Genomic DNA, 23,862 nt, shown 5'->3' with positions numbered 1-23,862 from the left:
AAACAAAGTTGCCGTATTTTTAAACCAATGCCTAAAACGTGATCAAAAAAGGTTTAGAGCAGCAATAACTGGGTTTCAGTCTCGGGGACGCTGAGCTGATACACGCCGACGCCGATCAGCCGGAATTGCATCTGCGGGGCAATATGCAGCTCATCGAGCAGTAAGTCCAAGGCTTGGGCTAATTCCTGTGGACTACGCAGCACCTGTTTAAAACTTTTACTGTGTTGCATCACCTGAAAATTCTTGAGTTTTAATTTGACCGTAACGCCGCGAGCCGAAAGCTGTTTCTTTTGCAGGCTTTGCCATACCTGTCCAAGTAAAGGTTCCCAATAGGGGCGACATTGGTTTAGATGTAGGTCATCATCAAAAGTGGTTTCTTTGGAAATTTGCTGACGTTCCCGTTCCACTTCGACCGGCCGTTCATCAATGCCTTGAGCATACAAAAATAGCCGCCGTCCATATTTGCCAAATTGCTGAATCAGTAAGGCTTCATCAATTTGCTGTAAATCGCCTAAAGTTTCTAGATTCAGGCTTTTCAGTTTTTCCTGAGTGACTTTACCGACGCCGGGAATTTTTTTCAGTGGCAAATCCTGGATAAAACGCTGTACTTGTGACGGCTTAATCACACAGATGCCATTCGGTTTGTGCCAGTCCGAAGCAATTTTAGCGAGAAACTTGTTGGGCGCTACACCAGCAGAAGCAGTTAATCCGGTGGCTTGAAAAATATCCTCGCGAATTCGCATGGCGACTTCGGTAGCACTTGGGATTTGTTTTAAATTTTCTGTGACATCCAGAAAGGCTTCATCTAGAGAAAGTGGTTCAATCAGGGAAGTATATTGTTGGAAGATCTGATGAATCTGTGCCGATACCTGCCGGTATTTGGCAAAATCTGGCTCAATCACGATAACTTGAGGACACAGTTTGCGCGTCTGCCCCATGGACATGGCAGAACGCAGGCCATAAACCCGTGCCGGATAGGAGGCAGCCGCGACCACCGCCCGAGGATGATGCGAGGCTATCACCACAGGTAAGTCTTTCAGTTCTGGACGTTCACGCAGCTCAACCGAGGCATAAAACGCATCCATATCGATATGAATAATTTTGCGCATGTACGCTATCTTAAGGGGCTTTAATCGGATTGGGAAGCGAAGGCTGAGTTGAGTAAATAGGGCTGCGGTTCGCTGAGCAGGACGACTTTTGTCCCTTGTCTCTCGGCAGCCTGAATCAGAAGTTGCAAACTTTTTGGGGTGTCATCGGCAAGACGGGGTAAAAATTGCAGCGGCTGGTTTAAAGGCTGAAAAAAATCATCCCAATGCACCGGAATCACCACTTTGGGCTTGAGCAGGTTCAGGGTTTCAGCCAGATATTGCTGCTGATAGGCATCGGATTGTCTGGAAAGCTGGGCAATGCCTAAAAACAGGGTATCGACTTTCAGATGCTGCAATTGCTCTGGAATAAATCCGGTACTGGCCTTGACCAGAATTTTATGTCCTGCATGCTCAATCAGGTAGTCGAAACTGCCACCTTCCTTAAATTCGGAAAATTTAGCCGGAAGGGTGAAAGGCTGCAGCAGCTCTTCGCCTAAATCATCATTTACCGCTGTGGGCGGTGTATGTTGTGAGGGAATTGCAGTGATCTGGAAATGTCCCCATTGCTGTACTTGCCCAGGCTTAATCGGCTGTAATTGCTGTGGAGTAACTTTAGGGTTTGCCCTGGCGATATTTAGGGTGCTCGGCGAACCGATGACAACGGTTTCGGGAAGCATTTCCAGTAAGGCCGGTACATCTAGCACATGATCATAATGCGAGTGACTGACCAGAATGGCTTGGGTTCGGCTCAATTCATGGTGTTGCACCAGTTGTTCTAAGAGCAGCTTATCACTTTGAATAGGTCGAGTAATTACTTGCCGCAAAGATGGCCGGCTAAAGAAACCATCGATCAGGATCTGATCGTGGCCATCATCGAGTAACAGGGTGGACACACCAAAAAAATTGACTGTAAGCCCGTGAACGGATATACCGGTTTGCGGCTGCCACGCTTTAAAGTCACTAACCTTGCCCGAAGCTTGCAACAGATAAGCCAGCATACCCGCGATGAGTAGGAGTAGAATCACCAGACCGAGTAAAATGCCTTTTATCCATTTCAATCTTTTTATTTCCTTGTTGTTTTTATAAAGAACTTGTTTTCAGGCGATCAGCTTTATTTCGCTTTATTCTCAGATGAAGGTACTACAATCGCATTCTTTTTGAGAAAATCCAGCCATTGCTGTTCTGAGCCATAAAAAACATTCAGGTCTACCGGTGTGGTAATACCGGGAATTTTCCCCTGACTGGTATGTTGCCAAAACGTCCATTTAGGCTGATCTTTTAAATCAGGCAGACCTTTGTATTCACGTACCCAGAGTGGTACGTTAGGAAAGTGTCCTGCCAGTACAATATTATAAAAAGCTTTAGAAATATAGAAAATCGGCTGCTTGCCATAATGCTTTTTCAGGGCATCGTGCATCACCTGAATTTCGTTTAAAAGCTGCTCTTTAGAATAGGTATTGATGCATTTGCTGTCATATTCCAGATCAATTACTGGCGGTAAGGCATCCGGTTTATTGGGTACGGAGTCAATAAAATTCTGGGCTTGAATGCTGCCATCGCGGCAGAGCCGGTAAAAATGATAGGCACCGACCAGAAAGCCGCGTTCACGTGCTTTCAACCAATTTTCCTGAAAACGGGTATCTTTAAAGTCGCCGCCTTCAGTGGCTTTCAGATAAACAAAACGGTATTTTTCAGGCGAAATCTGCTGCCACTGAATCTCTTTTTGATGATGCGATACATCAAAACCCTGAATAGGATAATCGGCTGCATGGGCAGACGGTGCTTTCATCAGGCAGAGATAGACCATGGCGATCGTAATCACAGTGATCAGTATGCCCAGCCCAATCAAGAGCGATTTATGAACTCTGTTCGGAGCCTGATTTTTTTGCATTTTCAGTCCTTGCCTATATGTGATTTAGCCTAAAACTTACAATCAGCCCAAAGTGAATATAGCGCATCAAACCGGGGTATTTTTAGGAATATGCCAGAAAATATAGGCCGCAATAATATTGATGCAGCCTAAACAGATCAGTGATACATGAAAAGCAGCCACCAGATTGTCAGCGCCGTAATAGGCACTCAGCATGTTCACCAGTGTTCCTGCCAGTGCCACCCCGATACTCATCGACAGCATCATGATCATCGACAGGAAACTGTTGCCGCTACTGGCATCCTGCTGGCTTAAGTCCTTTAAGGTCAGGGTATTCATCGACACGAATTGCAGTGAATTTAAAATGCCGAAGATAAAGAAATGAATCGCACGGAGCCAGATAGGGGTTTCCGCTGTGGTTAGGGCAAAACTGGCAATACACAGACCCACCAGCAAAGTATTGACCAGCAAGACACGGCGATAGCCAAAACGCTGAATGATGTTGCGGATAATCGGTTTGGAGGCCAGCGAACCGAGCACAGTCGGAATCATCAATAAACCGGTAATAAAAGGTTCAAAACCGAATGCGACTTGCAACATCAGAGGCAATAAAAACGGAATCGAGTTGCCGCCGAGACGGGCAAAGAAATTACCCAAAATGCCAATCGCATAAATTTTATTTTTAAACAACTGGCTGCGAAACAGCGCGTTGCTATGCGTATGTGAATGATAGGCATAAATCAGGGTGGCCAATAAACCGGCCAGAATCAGGCTGAGGCTCCACCACAGCGAGTTGTGTGGACTGGCAAAATTTTCAATTCCGAGACAGAGGCCCACCATGGCCACGACCAGCAAGATAAAGCCCCAATAATCAAAATGGGCGACTGTAGGTTCAAGTACATTCGGCATGGCCTTAAAGGTAATCAGTGCGCCCAGCAAGCCAATCGGCAGATTGATCAGGAAAATCCAGTGCCAGGACAGATATTCGACCATCCAGCCACCTAGGGTCGGGCCAATCAACGGACCAATCAGACCGGCCAGACTCATCAGACTCATGGCGGCCAGAAATTGGGTACGGGGAATGATCTTCAGCATCGCCAAACGGCCGACCGGCAGCAATAATGCACCACCGATCCCTTGAAAGATCCGGTACACCAATAATTCATTCAGGCTACTTGACCAGGCACAGCCCAAAGAGGCCAAAGAGAAAATAATAATCGCAGCAAAATATGTATTTCTGACCCCGAACCGGTCTGCCAGCCAGCCACTTAAGGGAATGCAGGCCGCCACAGACAGCACATAAGCCACGACCACACTGTGCATGCGTAGCGGATCTTCCTGCAAATTTTGGGCAATTGCAGGTAAGGCGGTATTAATAATGGTGGTATCCAGCCCCTGCATGAAAAAGCCAATCGAGACCAACAAGACCAGCAGTCTAAACTCGGGATCTAAGGCTTGATGCGTAGGCGTGGCATTCATAATTCTGGAAAACTGAAAATTTTGAATAGTTTAAAGGAATCAGCCGAGTCTGTCGTATATAAAGCGTTTCAACTTTTATAGCAGTGTTGTGTCAAGGAACTGCAACCGATCTGTCATGGCACTGCAATGCTCTGGTTATAAATTGGTCACGAATTCTTCATGATAGATCAACAAAAAAATGAAATTAAAATTAAAGTCTTTGATAGTGGCCATGCTGGCTGTGGGGATGGTGGCATGTGGAAGTGAGAATGAAAATGAAACACCGGTTCCAATCGTCGAGGCTACACCGAACTCGATCGAGTTAAGCAAATTAGCTGCTTATGAATCGGGTATGTTTGCGCAAAGTGCAGCAGAAATTCCGGCCTTTGATGCCGAGAGTCAACGCCTATTCGTGGTCAATGCCAAAGAAGGCGTATTGGATGTACTGGATTTAAGTCGACCTGATCAGCCGAAAAAAATAACATCTATCACGGTCGATGACATTGCGCCAGAGGCTGAGGTCAACAGTGTCGCGGTACATAATGGCATTGTCGCCATTGCGATTCAGGCTGCTGTGAAAACCGATCCTGGCTATGTGGCCTTATATCAGGCCAAAGACCTGAGTAAGCTGGCCCACGTACAGGTGGGTGCCTTGCCGGACATGTTGACTTTCACACCGGATGGTCAAAGCTTGCTGGTGGCCAATGAAGGCGAGCCTTCTGATGATTATCAGGTCGATCCAGAAGGTTCAGTGTCTGTCATTAGTCTGGCCAATTTAAAAGCCCCGATCGTTCGTACAGCAGACTTTAAGGCCTTTAATGGATGGGAAGCAGCATTGCGTGAACAGGGCATCCGCATTTTCGGACCAAAGGCCAGCACAGCTCAGGATTTTGAACCTGAGTACATCACTGTTTCAAAAGATGGAAAAACTGCTTGGGTTGCCTTACAGGAAAACAATGCCTTGGCCAAAATTGATGTGGCTTCTGCCAAGGTGCTCGCTGTTTATCCATTTGGCTTTAAAGATCATGGCATGAAGGGTCATGGTATGGATGTCAGCGATGCGGATGGTGTCGAGGGTAAAGGCAAAATCGATATTCAAACTTGGGCCAATGTCCGTGGCTTATATATGCCAGATGCGATTGCAAGTTTCGAGGTCGCCGGCAAAACCTATATTGTGTCTGCCAATGAAGGCGATGCCCGTGCCTGGGGTGAAAACAATCCTGCATATTTCAATAACGATACCAGCCAAGGCTTTGTAGAAGAATGGCGGGTGAAACACTTGGTGCATGCCAAAGGCTTTGACCGCCGTCTGGGTGATGATTTACCAGCCCATCTTCGGGTATTGGCCAAAGGTGCAGAACTCAATCCAACTAACTTTGCCTACTGCGGTGCTATTGTAGGGGATGCCAAAGACTGCCGTGAAGATCATCTGTTGGGCCGTTTAAATATTACGTGGACCGAAGGCTATCAAAAAAATGCCGATGGTACAGCCAAACTGAATGAACGGGGCAATCTGGTCTATGATCATTTATATAGCTTTGGTACCCGCTCGGTCAGTATCTGGGTGGAAAATGATCAACAGACCGGTTTAGAACTGGTATGGGATTCGGGTGATCAGTTTGAGCAGTATATTGCCAAACATCATCCTGAGATTTTCAACTTTAATCATGAAGAAGCCGGACTGGATAATCGCAGTGACAATAAAGGGCCGGAACCTGAAGGGGTGACCTTGGGGCAGATTGGTCAAAAAACCTTTGCCTTTATTGGGCTGGAGCGTGTCGGTGGCATCATGGTCTATGATGTGTCTACACCTGCATCACCAGTCTTCGTGCAATATATCAATTCACGTGATTTTAAAGCGACCACAGAGCAGATTGAAATAGGACAAGCCGGTGATTTAGGACCGGAAGGTTTGGTATTTATTCCGGCAAAAGACTCCCCGAACAAGAAACCCCTCCTGGTGGTCGGCCATGAAGTCAGTGGCAGCACCACGATTTATCAAGTAAATCTCAAGTAGTCAAAAGCTTTTAAATTCAGGGCACTTCGGTGCTCTTTTTTGTAAGGTGACCGTATATATGACAGTCTTGTCATTAAAATGAAATAAAACCGTCATAATCTTGGGCCAACTTTTCAGCAGTGCTGAAATCTCCTCGCGTATAGGTTTGTTTTTATGACAATCGAGATTTTGATGGTGATCGGCTTCTGTTTGGCCGCTTACTCTATTGTCGGAAATGATGTACCTCAAACCCTAGGGACATTTATTTCTTCGAATTCACATCGCCCATGGTGGGTGTTGTGGATTTATATCAGCTCAATTTTAATTGTCGTATTGGTCTATGGTTGGTATGCATCTGGGGTGGGTGATGCCTCATACGGTCGTTTAGAAACGATTCCTTTCCCTGAAGGTGGCATTACCTGGCTGTACATTGTGCCGCCAATTTTGCTGTTGATGCTGACCAAATACGGGATTCCAGTCAGTACCACTTTCCTGGTGCTTACGATTTTCTCTCCCGCCAGCTTAGGCTCGATGATGGTCAAATCGATGATGGGCTATGCCGTCGCCTTTATTGTAGCGATTGTCATCTATCGTTTTGTGGTCAAGCAGCTGGCACGGCATTTTGCCAAGACACGTCATCAGGAGCACTCCAAGGTCTGGATGGGCTTGCAGTGGGTTTCTACCGGTTTCCTGTGGAGTCAATGGCTGATTCAGGATCTGGCTAACATCTTCGTGTATGTGCCGCGTCAGGTACCGTTTGAATTCCTGATGTTTGCGATTGCGGTATTCGTAGTGTTGCTGGGCGTGATTCTGTATCAACGTGGTGGGGCCATCCAGAAAATTGTCGATACCAAAACCGGTGTGACCGACATTCGTGCTGCGACGATTATCGACTTCCTGTATGCCATTATCCTGTTGATCTTCAAAGAGTGGAGCAATATTCCAATGAGTACCACTTGGGTATTCCTGGGATTACTTGCAGGTCGTGAATTTGCCATGTCGATGATTCTGGATGAAGTCAACAAACATCGTACGTCACGCAATGTCAGTGCAGATGCCATGAAACTGATGTTCGGTCTGGCCATGTCGGTCATTCTGGCAACGACTTTGCCGATGTTTTATGAGTTTGTGACGAATTATGGTCAATAAGTCCTGATATTAAAAATCCAAGAAAAAAGCGAGCATCTGGCTCGCTTTTTTCTTGCTTGAGAAGTTTAGACTACGAATCTTTGCGGATGGCCTAAATTGGTTAAAGTTGTATAAATTTCTTCTTCGTGTTCGCAAATGATCAGTTTGGCGCGATGCTGTGGCGGTAAAAAACCATCTTCGACGGCACGGTCCAGTTGTGCAATCAAGGCATCATAGAAACCATTCACGTTATACAGCATCATCGGTTTCTGGTGCTGGTTCAGCTGCCCCCAGGTGGCAATTTCCAAAATTTCTTCAAACGTGCCCAGTCCACCCGGTAATGCCACAAAGGCACAGGCCCGCTCAGCCATCATAGCCTTGCGTTGATGCATGCTGGTCACCACATGTAATTCAGTGAGCTGGTTATGGGCAATTTCATAATCCAGCATAAATTCGGGAATCACCCCTACGGCTTCACCGCCATGCTGGATCATGGCATCCGCGACCTGTCCCATCAAGCCAATACTGGCGCCACCATAAACCAGCCCGAAACCATGTTCTGCCAGTCCTTGCGAGAGATGAATGGCTTTTTCTAAATAAACTGGTTTGTTGCCTGCACGTGAACCACAATAGAGAGCCACTAGAGGGCGTGTTGTTTTTGGGGAGTTTTCTTTAAAATAATCTGTCATTTGAATTACGCTTTGCATTTATTTTCTTCACCTTATCATTTTTCTTTCTTGTGACTATAGCTTAATTAACAAATATGACAATTCTGTGAGCAGGGACATTTTCACTGCAATAGGGCTCAGCAAAATTCATCGATAAACAGCTATGAAAACAGGTGAATTTCAAATTGATCTTGCTATACTGAAAATTGGTTTCACAACAATAGAACGACGATGGGTAGTGGTAGTTGGCCGTTTAACTTTATAAATCTACGCCAAATAATTGATCTTATTCAATATAAAAAATTCTGTTTTGCTGTGTCACAGCGTCAGGTGATTCCATGCTGCAGTCCTGAGCTTCAGGAGCCAAGCGTATGATCTTTGAATGGATGTCAGACCCTTCAGCCTGGGTCGGTTTACTCACGTTGATTGTTCTTGAGATTGTACTCGGGATCGACAATCTGGTTTTCATTGCTATTTTGGCGGAGAAACTGCCACCAGAACAACGTAATACGGCGCGGATTGTCGGCTTGATGCTGGCCCTGCTGATGCGTTTGATCTTACTGGCCTCGATTGCCTGGGTAGTGACCCTCACTGATCCACTATTCCACATCTTTGATCATGCTTTCTCGGGCCGCGATCTGATTCTATTGTTTGGTGGGGTGTTCCTGCTGTTTAAAGGCACCATGGAACTGCATGAGCGTCTGGAAGCCAAACCCGTCATCAAAGAAGAAAATCCGGTCCATGCGGTATTCTGGATGGTGATTGTCCAGATCGTGGTGCTGGACGCCGTATTCTCATTAGACAGCGTGATTACTGCGGTTGGTATGGTCAAAGACCTGTCAGTGATGATGATTGCCGTGATTATTGCCATCGGGATTATGCTCTGGGCATCCAAAGCTCTGATGGATTTCGTCAACAGACATCCGACCGTGGTGATTCTGTGTCTGGGCTTCCTGATGATGATCGGCTTCTCGCTGGTGGTCGAAGGCTTCGGTTTCCATATTCCGAAAGGTTACCTGTATGCTGCAATTGGCTTCTCGGTGATTGTCGAATTTATTAACCAGACCATGAAACGCAATCAGGAAAAAATGGTGACCACCACCGACATGCGCTACCGGACTGCTTCAGCAGTGATGCGGATGCTCGGTGGCAAACCTGCTCAGGACAATGATTCGTCTGAACCGGAAGATGTTCTGGCGACGCGTGCCTTTGCTGATGAAGTCTTTAATGATGAAAACGGCATTTATCACAGTGTCATGGTGCAGGGGGTACTGGGTCTGTCAGAACGTCCGGTCAAGTCGGTGATGACACCACGTCCTGAACTGGAATGGATTGATCTAGATAATGAGCCCGACAGTATCAAAGAACATTTATTGCAAATGAGCCATTCACGTCTGATCGTGGCGCGTAGTGAACTCGATAATATTGCCGGGGTGGTACTGACCCATAAAGTCCTGAACGAATACATTGAAACCGGGGTGCTGGATTTTGAAAAGCACTTACGTGAACCGGTGATCGTGCATGAAAATGCCCAGGTCCTGATGGTGATGGAGCAATTGCGTCAGGCTCCATTGCAAATGGCGATTGTCCTGAATGAATATGGTTCGATTGAAGGGATTGTCACGCCAATTGATATCCTTGAAGCAATTGCCGGTGAATTTCCGGATGAAGATGAGCTGCAAGCTGCTGCAGAAAGCCTGGAAGATGGCAGCCTGATTCTGGATGGTTCTACCGATATCCGTCATGTTTCTTTGCTGCTGGATCGTGATCTGGTCAATGAAACCGAAGAATATTCGACTTTATCTGGCTATGTGTTATTTCATATGGCACGTTTACCACATAGCGGTGAAAAGTTTGAAGCAGATGGGCATATCTTTGAGGTCGTCACCATGGACGGTCATAAGATTGATAAAGTGCATATCATTCCGCAGCTTCCTGCACAGGACTAGACTCTAGCCATGTTTGGCCTTTAAAGTTTGCTAAAATAGCCCGCATTGTCGGGCTATTTTTATGGAACTGAAAATGTCAGAAGCATGTCCATGTGGACAAGGCGAATATCACAACTGTTGTCAGCCGCTGCATGCAGGACAACGGATCGCAGAGACCGCACAGCAACTCATGCGTTCCCGTTATAGCGCCTTCGCGAAGCATGAAATCGATTACATCAAAACCACGACTGCGCTGGGTCAGCAACAAGCGCTGGACCTGCAGGCAATTAGTGAATGGAGTAAAGCCAATCAATGGTTAAAGCTTGAAATTGTTCAAGTCAATGAAAAATTAGATAAAAATCATGCCTTAGTCGAGTTTAAGGCACATTATCATGATGGCAAGCAGGCACAGGTGCATCATGAAGCTTCGCATTTTGTGAAGTTTGAAGGTCGCTGGTATTTTCTGGATCCGACGACAGACCAGACCATCACCATGAAACAGGCCTGCATTTGTGGCTCGGGGAAAAAATTTAAGCAATGTTGTGCCGGATTCTTATAACTTTCACACAGATTTAGCTTAGAATAGCCGCCATCTCAAAGCCTCAGGTGGAAGCAGGGCGATGTTACTGACCGTCATCTATATTATTGCAATTACCGCTGAAGCCATGACCGGAGCACTGTCCGCTGGCCGGCGCAGCATGGACTGGTTTGGCGTGATGATTATTGCCTGTGTTACTGCACTGGGTGGTGGTTCGGTCCGCGATGTTCTGCTCGGACATTATCCCCTGACCTGGGTCAAACATCCCGAATATCTGGTGCTGACCTGTTGCGCAGCCTTCGTCACTATCCTGATTGCCAAATGGATGCGACAGTTACGTAATGTCTTCCTGGTGCTGGATGCCTTGGGCCTGATTGGCTTTACCATTATTGGCTGCCAGATTGCCCTGGAAATGGGACATGGTTTTGTGGTCAGCGCCGTCGCGGGTGTTTTGACCGGAGTGTCTGGCGGGATTTTGCGTGACATTTTATGTAATGACGTGCCGCTGGTGTTCCGCCGTGAACTGTATGCCAGTATTGCCTTTGTTTCAGTGATCTTTTACTGGCTCTGTAGCCACTACGGCTTGTCGCAGGATCTGACCATTTTGTCTACCCTGATTTTTGGTTTTAGCTTACGTCTGATCGCCATCTATTTTGGTCTGGAAATGCCAAAATTCATTTATAAAGATGATGATGAGCACTCGGCATCTTCCAAAGACGAATCTTAATTTTTAAATGTATAAAGTGCGGCAATAAAAATAGCCGCATTCAGCTCAATTCGTAGTATAAAAAATATAAAGCAGCCCACCTGTTGAGAAAGCAGCATCTCCCGTTCCACCTGATCAGAGATTTTTGTTATGGATTTAGTTTCTCGCATACAACGCTTACCGATTGGTAGGTTTCACTACACCTTGCTGGTGGTGATTGGACTGGGCTGGATGTTTGATGCGATGGATACCGGATTGATTTCCTTTATCCTGGCAAAAATGGCTGAAGACTGGCAGATGAGTGCCGATCAAAAAAGCTGGGTGGTATCGATCGGTTTTGTCGGCATGGCGATCGGGGCGATTTGTTCAGGTGGCCTGGCAGACCGTTTTGGCCGTAAAACAGTCTTTGCTGCGACCCTGGTCATTTATAGCCTGGCCACTGCAGCTTGTGCTTTTGCACCGGATCTGACCTGGCTGCTGGTATTCCGTTTTATCGTCGGTTTGGGCTTGGGTGGTCAGCTACCCGTGGCCGTAACGCTGGTTAGTGAATATATTCCTGCGCATGTACGTGGCCGTTTTATTGTCTTGCTGGAAAGTTTTTGGGGGCTGGGCTGGCTGGTCGCGGCGCTAGTATCGCGCTTTATCATTCCAGATTTTGGCTGGCAAACCGCTTTCATGATTGGTGGCCTGCCTGCGCTGTATGCCATCGTGATCTGGAAAATGGTGCCGGAATCTATTCCTTTCCTGATTAACCGTGGCCGTATAGAGGAAGCTTCGGCACTGGTGAAAAAGATTGAGCGTCAATGTGGCGTTCAAGTCTATGAAATTTTTGAAGTGAAACCGGTCGCAGAGAAGCAGAATATTTCATTTTCCCAGTTATGGTCGGGTATCTTTGCGCGCCGTACGCTTATGCTCTGGCTGATCTGGTTCGGTATTATCTTTTCCTATTATGGCATCTTTACCTGGTTGCCAAGTTTACTGGTCAAAGAAGGCTATAGCATTGTCCAGTCTTTTGAATATGTGCTGATTATGATTCTGGCGCAGTTGCCCGGTTATCTGGTGGCGGCATGGCTGGTCGAAAAACTCGGTCGTAAGCCGACTTTGGCCGGCTTTATTGGCATGTGCGCGATTTCTGCCTATTTCTTTGGTCAGTCGGGTAGTGTTACTGAAATCGTGATTTGGGGCTGTCTGATGTCCTTCTTTAATCTGGGTGCCTGGGGCGTACTCTATACTTATACGCCGGAACAATATCCGACCAATATCCGTGCCTTTGGTTCAGGCTGGGCCGGGGCTGTTGGCCGGATTGGCGGTATCGCGGCACCTTTTGCTGTAACCCATCTGATGGGTATGCCGAATGGCTTTAGCTATGTCTTTACCATGTTTACGGCAGTTCTGGTCGCTGTCGCGATTGTGATTCTGGTCTTGGGTGAAGAAACCAAAGGCAAGACCCTCGAATCGATGGGCTTATAAAGGGAATGATTTTTTAGTTGCTTAGGGCCTATAAAGTGGATATTTTTAGGCCATAAGACACAAATTGTCGCGCTGAACGATTTGATGCCCTTGTGTCATCTACAGCCACGACTTAGCATAAGAAACATTGATACAAAAACGAATTATTTAGGACTATAGGTTGTTATGACAAGCCTTGCGCATCATGCGACAGAAAACCGCTCCGTAGCAGAATTTACCGAACAAGCTTATCTGAATTACGCCATGTACGTGATTATGGATCGGGCACTCCCTCATATTAGCGATGGCCTGAAACCGGTACAGCGCCGGATTGTCTATGCCATGAGTGAGCTGGGCCTGAAATGGACCAGCAAACCAAAGAAATCGGCACGTACAGTCGGTGACGTACTGGGTAAATACCATCCGCATGGTGATTCGGCCTGTTATGAAGCCATGGTGCTGATGGCACAGCCCTTTAGTTATCGTTACCCGTTTATTGAAGGGCAGGGCAACTGGGGTTCACCAGATGATCCAAAGTCTTTCGCAGCGATGCGTTATACCGAAGCCAAGCTTTCCCAGTACAGTGAACTATTACTGTCTGAACTGGGACAGGGCACCTGTGAATGGCAGGACAACTTTGACGGTTCGATGAAAGAACCGGTGAACTTGCCGGCACGTGTACCGAATATTCTGCTGAATGGTACCACTGGCATTGCAGTCGGTATGGCCACTGACATTCCACCGCATAACCTGCGTGAAGTGGTCAAAGGTACGATTGCGCTGATTCGTAATCCGAACCTGACCGATGAAAAAATCGCAGACTATATTCCTGCGCCAGATTTGCCGACAAAAGCCGAAATTATCACCCCGCCTGCTGAACTGTTAAAAATTCAGACCACAGGGCGTGGCAGCTACCGCATGCGTGCGGTATATACCATAGATAAAAACGAAATTATTATTACTGAACTTCCATATCAGGTGTCAGGTTCCAAAATCATCACTCAGATTGCCGATCAGATGCAGGCCAAAAAACTGCCACTGGTCAGCGATGTGCGGGATGAGTCGGATCATGCTAATCCAACCCGTTTGGTCATTGTCCTGCGTTCGAATCGCATTGATGCCGAATCGGTGATGAGTCACTTGTTTGCCACCACCGATCTGGAATCCAGTTATCGTGTCAATATGAACATGATTGGTGCCGATGGCCGTCCACAGGTGAAATCGATTCGTCGTATTTTACTGGAATGGATTGAGATCCGTAAAACCACGGTAACGCGTCGTCTGCAATATCATCTGAACAAGATCGAAAAACGCCTGCATATTCTTGGTGGTCTGATCATTGCTTATCTAAATATTGACGAAGTGATTCAGATTATTCGTGAAGAAGATCAGCCCAAGCCGGTACTGATGCAGCGTTTTAATATTGACGAGATTCAGGCCGAAGCGATTCTGGAACTGAAATTGCGTCATTTGGCCAAGCTTGAAGAAATGGAAATGCGCCGCGAACAGGAAGAGCTGGAAGCGAAAGCTGCAGTAATTCGTGAACAACTGGCCAATCCGGAATCTTTAAAAAGCCTGATTATTTCTGAACTGAAAGACGATGCCAAGAAATTTGGTGATGATCGCCGTTCGCCAATCGTACAGCGTGCCGAAGCTGCTGCAATCAATGAAACTGAAATGTTGCCGGCCGATCCGGTGACGGTGGTGTTATCAGAAGCTGGCTGGATTCGCTGTGCCAAAGGCCATGAAGTTGATGCAGAAAATCTGAATTTCCGTGCCGGTGATCAGTACTTGAGTCATGCACAGGGCAAATCCAACCAACGCGTTTATGTATTAGATGACACTGGGCGTAGCTATGCCTTGGCCATCAACACGCTGCCATCTGCGCGTGGTCTCGGCGAACCACTCAGTTCAAAACTGTCTCCAGGCAGCGGGGTAGGTTTTAAACAGGTTCTGGTGGCAGAGGATGAAACTGAAATTCTAGCAGCAAGCAACAAAGGCTATGGCTTTAAAACCCAAGCCAAGCAGCTGGATACCAGTGCCAAAGCGGGGAAAGCTTTCCTGAATTTATCTGAAGGGGCAGAGGTCATGAACCTGCAGCCACTCGATGATGTCACGCATGTTGCACTGCTCAGTTCAGCAGGACGCCTGTTGATTATCGATTTAGCAGAATTACCTGTATTGAACAAAGGTAAAGGAAATAAATTGATACAACTTGAAGATGGTGATCAAGTTTTGTCCATGACAATATTCAAGCTTGATGAAATAATTCAAGTGCTTGCAGGACAACAGCAGTTAAAATTAAAAGGGGATGATTTGCGCAAATATATCGGTAAGCGCGGTGCAAAAGGACAGCTTTTACCACGCGGATATCAAAAAGCAAATAAACTGTTGATTCAAAGATAAGACTAGCATCCATCCTGCGAAATACGTTATATATGAACAACGATTCAACAAGATGGATGCAATATCGCACATATACAAGTCTAAAAATGGCGTGTGATATTGAAAAAAACAGTTGAAATACTAAGGATTATGATTGGAGAGATGGCCATTATGGAAAAAATTTGGTTTGCTGAATACCAAAAAACAGGGATTCCAGAAACAGTAGAATTACCAGCAGAAAATACTTCTCTAGTAGATATTTTTGAGCGTAATTTCCAAAAATTCGGCTCGCGTGATGCCTTTATCTTTATGGATAAGGCCATGACTTTCAATGAATTGGAAGAGGCGAGCCGCAAGTTTGCAACTTATCTACAAAGCTTGGGGTTGGCAAAAGGCACACGTGTGGCAGTGATGATGCCAAACGTTCTTCAGTATCCGGTTGTGGCACTTGGGGTGTTCCGCGCAGGTTTGGTATTGGTCAACGTGAATCCACTCTACACATCGCGTGAACTTGAGCATCAATTGAATGACTCAGGTGCTGAAGTACTGGTGATTATTGAAAACTTTGCTTCTGTTTATCAAGCGATTATTGGTAAAACACCAGTGAAGCATGTCGTGGTCGCTTCTGTCGGTGACATGCTGGGTGCCTTGAAAGGAACTTTGGTAAATTTTGTCTTGCGTTCTGTGCGCAAGCAAATTCCAGCTTGGGATATTCCAGGCCATGTGAGATTTAATGCGGCGTTATCTAAAGTTAATCCAAGTAACTATAAACGCCCTGAATTGACCCTTAGTGATACAGCAGTTCTTCAATACACAGGTGGTACGACGGGTGTATCTAAAGGTGCTGAACTGACACATCGTAACCTGGTTGCGAACATGTTGCAGTGTGACGGCATCTTCCAGAGTAAATTTGGTGCGCAAGATGGTCAGCCAGATGACCGTATTTTCTGTGCCTTGCCGCTTTATCATATCTTTGCATTCATGGTATGCGCACTTTACGGTATGTACAAAGGTCAGGCGAACGTTCTGATTCCAAACCCGCGTGATTTACCTGCGGTGATGAAAGAACTACGTAAATATCAACCGACTTTCTTCCCGGCAGTGAATACACTGTTCAATGCGCTGGTAAACAATGAAGAGTTTAAGCAACTTGATCATAGCAAACTAAAAATGGCGATGGGCGGCGGTATGGCCGTACTTCCTTCTACTGCAGCAGCATGGAAGAAAGTTACCGGAACCAATATCGTTGAAGGTTATGGCTTGTCTGAAACTTCTCCGGTGGCAACAGCAAACCCACCTGCATCTGAAGAATTCAGTGGCACCATCGGTATTCCATTGCCATTGACTGAAGTGGCTATTCTGGATGATGAAGGCAATGAAGTTCCACTGGGTGAGCAAGGTGAAATTTCAATCCGTGGTCCTCAGGTCATGAAAGGCTACTGGAACCGTCCAGATGAAACTGAAAAGGTCATGGTGAATGGCTTCTTCCGTACCGGTGATATCGGTGTTATGGATTCACGTGGTTATGTGAAAATTGTAGATCGTAAGAAAGACATGATTCTAGTGTCTGGTTTTAACGTCTATCCATCTGAGATTGAAGAGGTTGTAGCAACTCATCCAAAAGTACTGGAAGTGGCTGCGATTGGTGTGCCAGATGAAAAATCGGGTGAAGTGCCAAAACTGTTTGTTGTGAAAAAAGATCCGTCTTTAACCACAGAAGAAGTCTTAGCATTCGCTAAAGAAAACCTGACCGGTTATAAACGTCCACGTTATGTCGAGTTTATGGATGAATTGCCAAAATCAAACGTAGGTAAAATCCTGCGTAAAGATTTACGTAAAACAGCCTAATACCTATAAGAAAAAAAAGCGCCGTCAGGCGCTTTTTTTGATTTGGACTTTTTATTTTTTCATTAACCAGCGATCAAAATAAGGACGACCTACACCAACTACTCCCAAGAAGATAAACATGGTGCCAAACTGGCGAGTAAATCCGGTTTGATTAAAGCTGCCATAACTTAGAATGTTATCGACCAAGCAATACACCAGAATCGCGACCAGCCAGTGCCAGAGAGGCATACGCTTGATACCGACGAAATAAAAGGCAATCCATAAAATGGCAAAGGTGAAGATTGGTGACCAGATATTCATATTGGCACAAATGACAGCCATCAGAAATGCCACAATCGGCAGGACAATTTTTAATACGCGATCCACTTGACGTTGATGCTGGCGTTGTTTCTCGAGGACATCGAACATTTCATTTTGATCAGGCGCGACCATAGTGAATCCTTAACAAGTAATAAAAAGCACTCTATTTAACAAAATTTATTCACGAAATGCCATGCTATGATAGAGATAAAATTTTCATGAGAAAAAACAGATGCACAGCATTAGTGGGGTTATTTATCTCATTTTGGCCGCTTGTCTTTTGCCTTATGTGTTTACATTGATTGCAAAAAAATCAGCAGGCTTCAGCAGCAAAGACAATCAGAACCCACGGGCATTTTTAGAAAAGTCTTCAGGCTTGGCCAGTCGCGCGAATGCTGCCCAGCAGAATAGCTTTGAAAGTTTGCCACTCTTTATTGCTGCTATTCTAATGGCGGAATATATGGTGGTGCCGCAAAGTGTAGTGATGACTTTTGGTGTAGCTTATCTGGTTTTTCGTGTGTTGTACGGAATCTGCTATTTGGCCAACTGGGCGACTTTACGCTCTATCGTATGGTTGCTCTCGATGTTATGTCCGGTAGCTTTATTGCTGCTGATCATCAAGTTAGTTTAAGTCATCAGGTCTGCGGACATATTTACAGTTCGATATTTTAAAATCCAAAAAAATCTTTAAAAACCGTTATAATTGTCGCGGTTTTTTAAAAGATATAACTTGTTAAAGAGTGATGCTATGAGCTACAGCAATATCCCAGCGGGTAAAGATGCGCCAAACGATATCTATGTGATCATCGAAATTCCTGCAAATGCAGCACCAATCAAATACGAAATCGATAAAGATTCTGATGCGTTATTTGTAGACCGTTTCATGGGTACAGCAATGTTCTACCCAGCAAACTACGGTTATGTACCAAACACACTATCGCTTGATGGTGATCCATTAGACGTACTGGTTGTAACGCCTCATCCAGTAGAGCCAGGTTCTGTGATTCGTTGCCGTCCTGTCGGTAAATTGAACATGGAAGATGATGGTGGTGTTGATGCGAAACTGGTTGCAGTTCCACATGACAAACTGACTCCAATCTACAAAGATGTTCAGGAATATACTGATCTTCCTCCATTGTTGATCAGCCAGATCGAACATTTCTTCCAGCATTACAAAGATCTTGAGCCAGGTAAATGGGTCAAGCTGAGTGGTTGGGAAGGTGCTGATGTTGCGAAACAAGAAGTTATGAGCTCAATCGAAGCTTATGCAGAAGCAAATAAATAATTGCTTTTTGTCGTCCAGGTTTTAACTTTTTAAAGCCTGGAATAAAAAAACCTGCACATTGTGCAGGTTTTTTTATGACTTGAAATTCGTGTGAATTAGAATAATTTCACAGGAATGTCTAACCAGATACGCCATTCATTAGTGTCACCAATATAGTTAGATTGATAATCATCACTTGCACGGTAGTAAGAATGACGAAGACGTAAGCTTGCATCTTTCGCAAAACCAGACTGAACAGTATATTTCACTTGGTTAAAGAATTCGCGCTCATGCTCATTATCACTGATCATAGTACCTGCATTGTTAGTAGCTTTAATATCCCAACCATAAACAAAAGCAGATGTCCAAGATAATCCAGGAACATTTACAGCACCAAAGTCAAATGTATATTGAAGTTGCGCTGATTTTTCGTCATTACCAATAAAGTCAGACAGGTATGAATTCGGCATATAAATCGATTGTTTACCATCACCTACGCCTGTACCCAAACCATAGTCATAGCCAGTGTTACCAAAATTTTGCTGGTAAGCAAGCATGACATTATGTGGACCATGATTATAAGTTGTAGATAAAGCTAAAATAGTATTATCGAATGAATCATCTGGTGAGCCGATTTGAGAATAAAGATATGGATTTGCTTCTTTATCCCATTTTGTATGGTAACCACTGAAATCATGAGTTAATGTGCTTTTATCTGCCAATGCATAGCTATAGTTGGCATTAACATAGTGGCGGTCTAAGCGGTCTTTAATGTCTGTACCATAATAAGAAGCATTAACTGCATCATTAAATTTATATTTCGCGCCCCAAACCACTGCACGATCCAGCTTTGCACCATCGGAATTGATTTGGTTGGAAAGCTGATTTTCTGTGAATTTACCAGCAATCAGGTTTAAGTTTTCAATTTCGTTACTTTGAACCAATACGCCAGTATAGTATTCAGGCACTAAACGCGCAGTATTGCTTGCAAGTACAGGTAAGTCTAAAACCTGAGTACCGTAAGTCGCAGTCGTATTTGATACACGAGCTTTTACATAAGCACCGCCACGAGCCCAGTGGTCATAAGCATCTTTAGTACCATCAGCATTATTTTGAGGGTGGACTGGGATCATATCATTGCCAGTATGACCATTTTCACCCAATTTAAATGAAGCATCACCAATAATACCAGCACCAAAGCCTACAGTACCTTGAGTAAAGCCAGAGTCTAGTTTAACAATCGCAGTTTGTGCAAATGAGCTCGTATCTGGTACGTTATTTTTCTTGTCACGGTGCAAATAGCCGGTACGGAAAAGTACAGAACCTTCAGCATCTTCTACAAAACCTTTAGACTCGCTTTGCTCGCTAGCGAAAGCGGTAGAAACCAAAGCAGCCTGAATCAAAACTGCTAATGTTAATTTTTTTGAATTTTGCATTGGGAAGAGAGCCTTATACAAATTGATCGGAATTTTTTAGGAATTGTATAAGAATTGCTGAAAAAATGTCATTTTTTATTGGATATATTCCACTAAAGTTTAGATTTTTTTAACTCAAATTAAACAATAGCAAGGATTTGAGGTGATTAATTTCTAACCTATCGGTAAAAAGTGAGTAAAAACATAATTTTATTGGAAATTATAAATGATATTTCTAAAGTGGTGAAATGAATGTGATCAGCTTATTTATTTTGAAACGGGAGAAAAATATGATCAAAAATTACGCACTATTTTTTAGCACAAATTTTAATCATTACAAAAATGGAATCAAAATGGGGCAAATTGTAAATGATTATGTATAAGTATTAAAAAAGTGATGAAATAGCCTTAAATACATTTATTTAAAAGAAAGCCTAGATAATTCAGTTTTTCATAATTTAAATTTTAATTTAAAAACAATAACTTAAGTTTTATTTGTCTTTTTAGATTTATTATTTTGGTTCCTTTTATCCAGATTGGCATAGCTCTTGCAAATTTTGAGCTTGAGTTTAATCAATGATCATAAAAACGTCTCAGACGATCTGGGGGAGCCACACAATGAAATTAACATTAAAAGTATTATCTCTTGCTTTATTGGGCGCTGTATCTTCTTTTACTTTTGCTGAAGAACCTGTTGCTGAACATACGGTATCTGGAAATATCAGCGTACTTTCGAGCTATAACTTGCGTGGTATTACTAACATTCCTGAAAATAGCGGCGCTACCTTACAAGGTGGACTTGATTATAACCATGCGTCTGGCTTCTATGCAGGTTGGTGGGGATCTACGCTAGATTACCCTTTGTCTGAAGAAGGACGTGATGCTTTCGAAAATAACTTCTATGCTGGCTATAGCCATGCAGTCAATGATGACTTAGGTTTAACGATCGGTACGACCTACTATTATTATTATGAATCTGATGTCAATTCTGATGGATTTGAGCTGTTACTGGGTATGAGCTATAAAGATTTGGGCGTTACAGCACAAACTCTTCTTGAAGATACTACTTGGGGCAATGCAGGTGATACCTATTTAAAAGCTACTTATAGCTATGCTTTACCACAAGATTTCAGCTTGGATACAGCTTTAGGCTTATACGCTTATGAAAAATCAGGTGACTTTATTGAAGGAACTACAGAAAGTTTTGGTTTCCGTCATTTTGACATCGGTTTAAGCAAGCCACTTGGTGACACAGGTGTAACTGCAAGCATGAATTATATCTTGGGTGGTTATGATCGTTTTGATGAAAAACAAAAGAATAAAGTCGTATTTGGACTGGGTTATAGCTTCTAATCCTCTTTAGATAAAAAGGCGACCTTGGGTCGCCTTTTTTTAATGATCTAAATCTGCTGCTGCCCGCGATAAGACAGGGCCTCCGAAAGATGCTGACTTTGAATATCTGGACTTTGATTTAAATCGGCAATGGTGCGTGCAACACGCAAGACCCGATGATAGCCGCGCGCTGATAAATTCAGTTTTTGCTGAGCCATTTCAAGCATATTCTGAGCAGACTGATCTAATGCGGCATATTGCTCTAACTGCTTTGGACTCAAACTCATATTCAAGGTATTTTGCCGTTGCATCTGAATTTCATAGGCTGCAATGACGCGTTGTCTAACCGTTTCTGAGTTTTCTGTAGGTCGATTGTCCTGTAATTCATGCGCTTGTAATGGCGGTACATCAATATGCAAATCAATCCGATCCAGCAACGGGCCTGAAATCCGGTTCTGATAGCGTTTAATACTTTCGGGTGAACATTGGCAGCGGATATCTTGATTGAATGCATACCCACATGGACATGGATTCATGGCAGCCACCAACTGGAAATTAGCCGGAAAGGTAATTTGGCGTGATGCCCGGGAAATGACGATTTCCTTGGCTTCCAAAGGCTGACGTAGAACCTCCAGCACTTTGCGGTCGAATTCAGGCAGTTCGTCCAGAAATAAAACCCCTAAATGTGCCAGGGTAATTTCTCCTGGCTTGGGGTGTGAGCCGCCACCGACCAATGCCACCGCAGAAGCAGTATGGTGTGGTGCTCGAAACGGCCGTTGTCCAAAAGGGTGATTGGCATTCGCCACCGAATAAATACTGGCCACTTCCAGATTTTCCTGCGTCTTTAAGGGCGGCAAAATACTGGCCAATCGAGAAGCCAGCAAGGTCTTGCCTGTTCCGGGTGGGCCTCGAAACAGCAGGGAATGACCACCTGCCGCAGCAATTTCCAAGCCACGCCGTGGTCGTAATTGTCCTTTTACATCCGCCAGATCAAACTTATAAAAATGGTCTGTATTGAGTGGACTGGCTTCTATTTGCGGTAAGCGCTGCGCTTGGGAAAGATGTTCACACACTTCTTTTAAATGATTGGCTGCAAAGACTTTAAAGTCTGGGAGCTGACAGGCTTCCTGTGCATTGGGGCCAGGCAAAATCAGTTGATGCTGGTCACTTTGACAGGCAATGGCAATACTTAAGGTGCCGCTGACAGGACGTAATTGACCATCGAGGGCCAACTCGCCAATAAACTCCAGATGCTCAGTACAATCTTCAGGCAGCTGGCCTGAAGCCACTAAAATGCCTAATGCAATCGGTAAATCCAGACGTGATCCATCTTTCGGTAGATCTGCTGGCGCCAGATTAATGGTCAGACGTTTGGTCGGAAATTGAAAGCCGCTATTCAAAATGGCAGAGCGTACCCGGTCTTTACTTTCACGTACCGCTGCTTCGGGAAGCCCCACTATAGTGAGTGAAGGCATACCCGAACTGACATGAACTTCGACTTCAATTAAAGGCGCATGCAGGCCCAGCAAGCCTCGCGTATAAATTTTAGCAAAAGACATTATTATTGTTCCAATATGGTGCGTTATTTTTATCGTTCTGGTGTCTTTTGTGCACTGTAGTTGTGCTTACTTTTTGTTCGAAATTTTCTCTTCTAATGCTTCCACCTGTTTCAGTAAATCATTCAGGCGATGATTGGCATTATTTAGGGCAGTACGCTGACGTTCTATTTCTTCTTTAGACACCAAATCCATTTTAGATACAGCTTCATTTAATAGGGCACGGATATTATGTTCTAAATCTTTCTTAGGTTGTTCGACTTGCTGCAAAATTGCTTGTAATAAAGTTTCAATCATTGTCTGATCCATCGCCGTAGAAAGGAGCGCACAGTTTAGCATTGCTAAAATGCAGACTATAGTATTTCAGACAAAATATAGACTTATTCGATTAAAGATATTGTAAAAATCCACATAAAAAATGTCTATTTTTTGAAGATTCAAAGCCTTTATCCGTATAAAATAAGGTATAAATAAACCACATGCCAGGCTTTCTAATTTCCCCCGACCTTAGGAATCTTGGCATGAAATTTGAACGTAAAACCTTACTGGTGAAATAAGCCGAAGGAAAACAAACATGAAGCTCGTAACTGCAATTGTAAAACCTTTTAAATTAGACGATGTTCGCGAAGCATTGTCTGAAATTGGTGTTCAAGGCATCACTGTAACTGAAGTGAAAGGCTTTGGTCGTCAAAAAGGCCACACTGAACTCTATCGTGGTGCTGAATACGTTGTAGATTTCTTGCCGAAAGTCAAAATTGAAATCGCGATTAGCGATGAAATGGTAGACGCGGTGATTGAATCTATTACTCGTGTGGCGAGCACTGGAAAAATCGGTGACGGAAAAATTTTCGTGACTAACTTAGAACAAGTCATCCGTATTCGTACAGGTGAAACAGGTGCAGACGCTGTCTAACTTGGCACGAAGTTTGCTGA

Annotated in this window: 21 protein-coding genes; 12 read left to right on the top strand and 9 right to left on the bottom strand. The window is 44.5% G+C overall.

Annotated features, from left to right (window positions below; translation table 11 throughout):
- Positions 1-53: 53 nt before the first annotated feature.
- The 4 genes from dinB to mdtD all read right to left on the bottom strand — a co-directional run bounded on the left by dinB (position 54) and on the right by mdtD (position 4,437).
- Positions 54-1,109, bottom strand: coding sequence for a DNA polymerase IV (gene dinB / locus AC13CK_RS07960; protein ID WP_482831063.1), 1,056 nt, complete (start codon positions 1,107-1,109; stop codon positions 54-56).
- 20 nt (positions 1,110-1,129) lie between these two features.
- Entirely contained in the window at positions 1,130-2,146 is a 1,017-nt protein-coding gene (locus tag AC13CK_RS07955; RefSeq protein WP_482831062.1) for an MBL fold metallo-hydrolase, read from the bottom strand.
- A gap of 53 nt (positions 2,147-2,199) precedes the next feature.
- A complete protein-coding gene (locus tag AC13CK_RS07950) occupies positions 2,200-2,979 on the bottom strand; it encodes a glycoside hydrolase family 25 protein (RefSeq protein WP_004644887.1) in 780 nt (259 codons plus the stop codon).
- A gap of 66 nt (positions 2,980-3,045) precedes the next feature.
- A complete protein-coding gene (mdtD, locus tag AC13CK_RS07945; protein ID WP_195725454.1) occupies positions 3,046-4,437 on the bottom strand; it encodes a multidrug transporter subunit MdtD in 1,392 nt (463 codons plus the stop codon).
- 178 nt (positions 4,438-4,615) lie between these two features.
- Between mdtD and AC13CK_RS07940 the strand changes: the two genes are divergently transcribed.
- Positions 4,616-6,433 carry a choice-of-anchor I family protein gene (locus AC13CK_RS07940; protein ID WP_482831061.1) on the top strand — a complete coding sequence of 606 codons (1,818 nt, stop codon included), beginning with the start codon at positions 4,616-4,618 and terminating at the stop codon, positions 6,431-6,433.
- A 153-nt stretch (positions 6,434-6,586) separates the two neighbouring features.
- A complete protein-coding gene (locus tag AC13CK_RS07935; RefSeq protein WP_114541479.1) occupies positions 6,587-7,561 on the top strand; it encodes a hypothetical protein in 975 nt (324 codons plus the stop codon).
- Between the two features lie 65 nt (positions 7,562-7,626).
- On the opposite strand, the gene AC13CK_RS07930 is transcribed toward AC13CK_RS07935, so the two are convergent.
- Positions 7,627-8,247 carry an LOG family protein gene (locus AC13CK_RS07930; protein ID WP_004281026.1) on the bottom strand — a complete coding sequence of 207 codons (621 nt, stop codon included), beginning with the start codon at positions 8,245-8,247 and terminating at the stop codon, positions 7,627-7,629.
- Positions 8,248-8,579: 332 nt separating this feature from the next.
- On the opposite strand from AC13CK_RS07930, the gene AC13CK_RS07925 reads away from it, so the two are divergent.
- The 6 genes from AC13CK_RS07925 (at position 8,580) to AC13CK_RS07900 (ending at position 17,062) form a co-directional block, all read left to right on the top strand.
- A complete protein-coding gene (locus AC13CK_RS07925) occupies positions 8,580-10,157 on the top strand; it encodes a TerC family protein (RefSeq protein WP_174894110.1) in 1,578 nt (525 codons plus the stop codon).
- A gap of 73 nt (positions 10,158-10,230) precedes the next feature.
- Positions 10,231-10,695 (top strand): YchJ family protein, encoded by a 465-nt coding sequence (locus AC13CK_RS07920; protein ID WP_482831060.1) that lies wholly within the window; start codon positions 10,231-10,233, stop codon positions 10,693-10,695.
- Positions 10,696-10,756: 61 nt separating this feature from the next.
- Positions 10,757-11,401: a trimeric intracellular cation channel family protein gene (locus AC13CK_RS07915; protein ID WP_004644893.1), complete on the top strand. Its 645-nt coding sequence runs from the start codon at positions 10,757-10,759 to the stop codon at positions 11,399-11,401.
- A 129-nt stretch (positions 11,402-11,530) separates the two neighbouring features.
- Complete coding sequence (niaP, locus tag AC13CK_RS07910) at positions 11,531-12,850, top strand: niacin transporter NiaP (protein ID WP_482831059.1); 1,320 nt, start codon at positions 11,531-11,533, stop codon at positions 12,848-12,850.
- A 165-nt stretch (positions 12,851-13,015) separates the two neighbouring features.
- A complete protein-coding gene (gene parC / locus AC13CK_RS07905) occupies positions 13,016-15,235 on the top strand; it encodes a DNA topoisomerase IV subunit A (RefSeq protein ID WP_482831058.1) in 2,220 nt (739 codons plus the stop codon).
- A 150-nt stretch (positions 15,236-15,385) separates the two neighbouring features.
- A complete protein-coding gene (locus AC13CK_RS07900; RefSeq protein WP_114541476.1) occupies positions 15,386-17,062 on the top strand; it encodes an AMP-binding protein in 1,677 nt (558 codons plus the stop codon).
- Positions 17,063-17,113: 51 nt separating this feature from the next.
- On the opposite strand, the gene AC13CK_RS07895 is transcribed toward AC13CK_RS07900, so the two are convergent.
- Positions 17,114-17,494, bottom strand: a complete 381-nt coding sequence (locus AC13CK_RS07895; RefSeq protein WP_005108436.1) for a hypothetical protein — start codon at positions 17,492-17,494, stop codon at positions 17,114-17,116.
- Positions 17,495-17,594: 100 nt separating this feature from the next.
- Here AC13CK_RS07895 and AC13CK_RS07890 point away from each other — a divergent pair, with 100 nt between their 5' ends.
- A complete protein-coding gene (locus AC13CK_RS07890; RefSeq protein ID WP_005108437.1) occupies positions 17,595-17,993 on the top strand; it encodes an MAPEG family protein in 399 nt (132 codons plus the stop codon).
- A 117-nt stretch (positions 17,994-18,110) separates the two neighbouring features.
- On the top strand, positions 18,111-18,647 hold the full coding sequence (gene ppa, locus AC13CK_RS07885; RefSeq protein WP_004732536.1) for an inorganic diphosphatase: 537 nt from the start codon (positions 18,111-18,113) through the stop codon (positions 18,645-18,647).
- A 95-nt stretch (positions 18,648-18,742) separates the two neighbouring features.
- Here ppa and AC13CK_RS07880 read toward each other — a convergent pair whose 3' ends face one another.
- Positions 18,743-20,062, bottom strand: coding sequence for an OprD family outer membrane porin (locus AC13CK_RS07880; protein ID WP_044108965.1), 1,320 nt, complete (start codon positions 20,060-20,062; stop codon positions 18,743-18,745).
- Positions 20,063-20,659: 597 nt separating this feature from the next.
- Between AC13CK_RS07880 and AC13CK_RS07875 the strand changes: the two genes are divergently transcribed.
- Positions 20,660-21,394 carry a TorF family putative porin gene (locus tag AC13CK_RS07875; protein WP_004732532.1) on the top strand — a complete coding sequence of 245 codons (735 nt, stop codon included), beginning with the start codon at positions 20,660-20,662 and terminating at the stop codon, positions 21,392-21,394.
- A 47-nt stretch (positions 21,395-21,441) separates the two neighbouring features.
- Here the strand turns inward: AC13CK_RS07875 and AC13CK_RS07870 are convergent, their stop codons facing one another.
- Positions 21,442-22,932, bottom strand: coding sequence for a YifB family Mg chelatase-like AAA ATPase (locus tag AC13CK_RS07870; protein ID WP_004281040.1), 1,491 nt, complete (start codon positions 22,930-22,932; stop codon positions 21,442-21,444).
- Between the two features lie 66 nt (positions 22,933-22,998).
- On the bottom strand, positions 22,999-23,226 hold the full coding sequence (locus AC13CK_RS07865) for an accessory factor UbiK family protein (RefSeq protein WP_044108966.1): 228 nt from the start codon (positions 23,224-23,226) through the stop codon (positions 22,999-23,001).
- A gap of 277 nt (positions 23,227-23,503) precedes the next feature.
- Between AC13CK_RS07865 and glnK the strand changes: the two genes are divergently transcribed.
- The gene (gene glnK / locus AC13CK_RS07860; RefSeq protein ID WP_004281042.1) at positions 23,504-23,842 is read left to right on the top strand and encodes a P-II family nitrogen regulator; all 339 of its coding nucleotides are present in this window, start codon (positions 23,504-23,506) and stop codon (positions 23,840-23,842) included.
- Positions 23,843-23,862 lie beyond the last annotated feature (20 nt).

It is taken from the genome of Acinetobacter sp. L-24, assembly GCF_056857555.1.
This window is presented reverse-complemented; position numbering and strand designations above follow the sequence as displayed.

Excerpts from the sequence above, each read along its gene's own strand:
- niaP (WP_482831059.1), top strand. The coding sequence starts at position 11,531 with ATGGATTTAGTTTCTCGCATACAACGCTTACCGATTGGTAGGTTTCAC.
- AC13CK_RS07925 (WP_174894110.1), top strand. The coding sequence starts at position 8,580 with ATGATCTTTGAATGGATGTCAGACCCTTCAGCCTGGGTCGGTTTACTC.
- AC13CK_RS07915 (WP_004644893.1), top strand. The coding sequence starts at position 10,757 with ATGTTACTGACCGTCATCTATATTATTGCAATTACCGCTGAAGCCATG.
- AC13CK_RS07950 (WP_004644887.1), bottom strand. The coding sequence starts at position 2,979 with ATGCAAAAAAATCAGGCTCCGAACAGAGTTCATAAATCGCTCTTGATT.
- parC (WP_482831058.1), top strand. The coding sequence starts at position 13,016 with ATGACAAGCCTTGCGCATCATGCGACAGAAAACCGCTCCGTAGCAGAA.
- AC13CK_RS07900 (WP_114541476.1), top strand. The coding sequence starts at position 15,386 with ATGGAAAAAATTTGGTTTGCTGAATACCAAAAAACAGGGATTCCAGAA.
- AC13CK_RS07930 (WP_004281026.1), bottom strand. The coding sequence starts at position 8,247 with ATGCAAAGCGTAATTCAAATGACAGATTATTTTAAAGAAAACTCCCCA.
- AC13CK_RS07865 (WP_044108966.1), bottom strand. The coding sequence starts at position 23,226 with ATGATTGAAACTTTATTACAAGCAATTTTGCAGCAAGTCGAACAACCT.
- AC13CK_RS07895 (WP_005108436.1), bottom strand. The coding sequence starts at position 17,494 with ATGGTCGCGCCTGATCAAAATGAAATGTTCGATGTCCTCGAGAAACAA.
- AC13CK_RS07920 (WP_482831060.1), top strand. The coding sequence starts at position 10,231 with ATGTCAGAAGCATGTCCATGTGGACAAGGCGAATATCACAACTGTTGT.
- AC13CK_RS07890 (WP_005108437.1), top strand. The coding sequence starts at position 17,595 with ATGCACAGCATTAGTGGGGTTATTTATCTCATTTTGGCCGCTTGTCTT.
- glnK (WP_004281042.1), top strand. The coding sequence starts at position 23,504 with ATGAAGCTCGTAACTGCAATTGTAAAACCTTTTAAATTAGACGATGTT.
- dinB (WP_482831063.1), bottom strand. The coding sequence starts at position 1,109 with ATGCGCAAAATTATTCATATCGATATGGATGCGTTTTATGCCTCGGTT.
- ppa (WP_004732536.1), top strand. The coding sequence starts at position 18,111 with ATGAGCTACAGCAATATCCCAGCGGGTAAAGATGCGCCAAACGATATC.
- AC13CK_RS07935 (WP_114541479.1), top strand. The coding sequence starts at position 6,587 with ATGACAATCGAGATTTTGATGGTGATCGGCTTCTGTTTGGCCGCTTAC.
- AC13CK_RS07940 (WP_482831061.1), top strand. The coding sequence starts at position 4,616 with ATGAAATTAAAATTAAAGTCTTTGATAGTGGCCATGCTGGCTGTGGGG.
- AC13CK_RS07870 (WP_004281040.1), bottom strand. The coding sequence starts at position 22,932 with ATGTCTTTTGCTAAAATTTATACGCGAGGCTTGCTGGGCCTGCATGCG.
- AC13CK_RS07880 (WP_044108965.1), bottom strand. The coding sequence starts at position 20,062 with ATGCAAAATTCAAAAAAATTAACATTAGCAGTTTTGATTCAGGCTGCT.
- mdtD (WP_195725454.1), bottom strand. The coding sequence starts at position 4,437 with ATGAATGCCACGCCTACGCATCAAGCCTTAGATCCCGAGTTTAGACTG.
- AC13CK_RS07875 (WP_004732532.1), top strand. The coding sequence starts at position 20,660 with ATGAAATTAACATTAAAAGTATTATCTCTTGCTTTATTGGGCGCTGTA.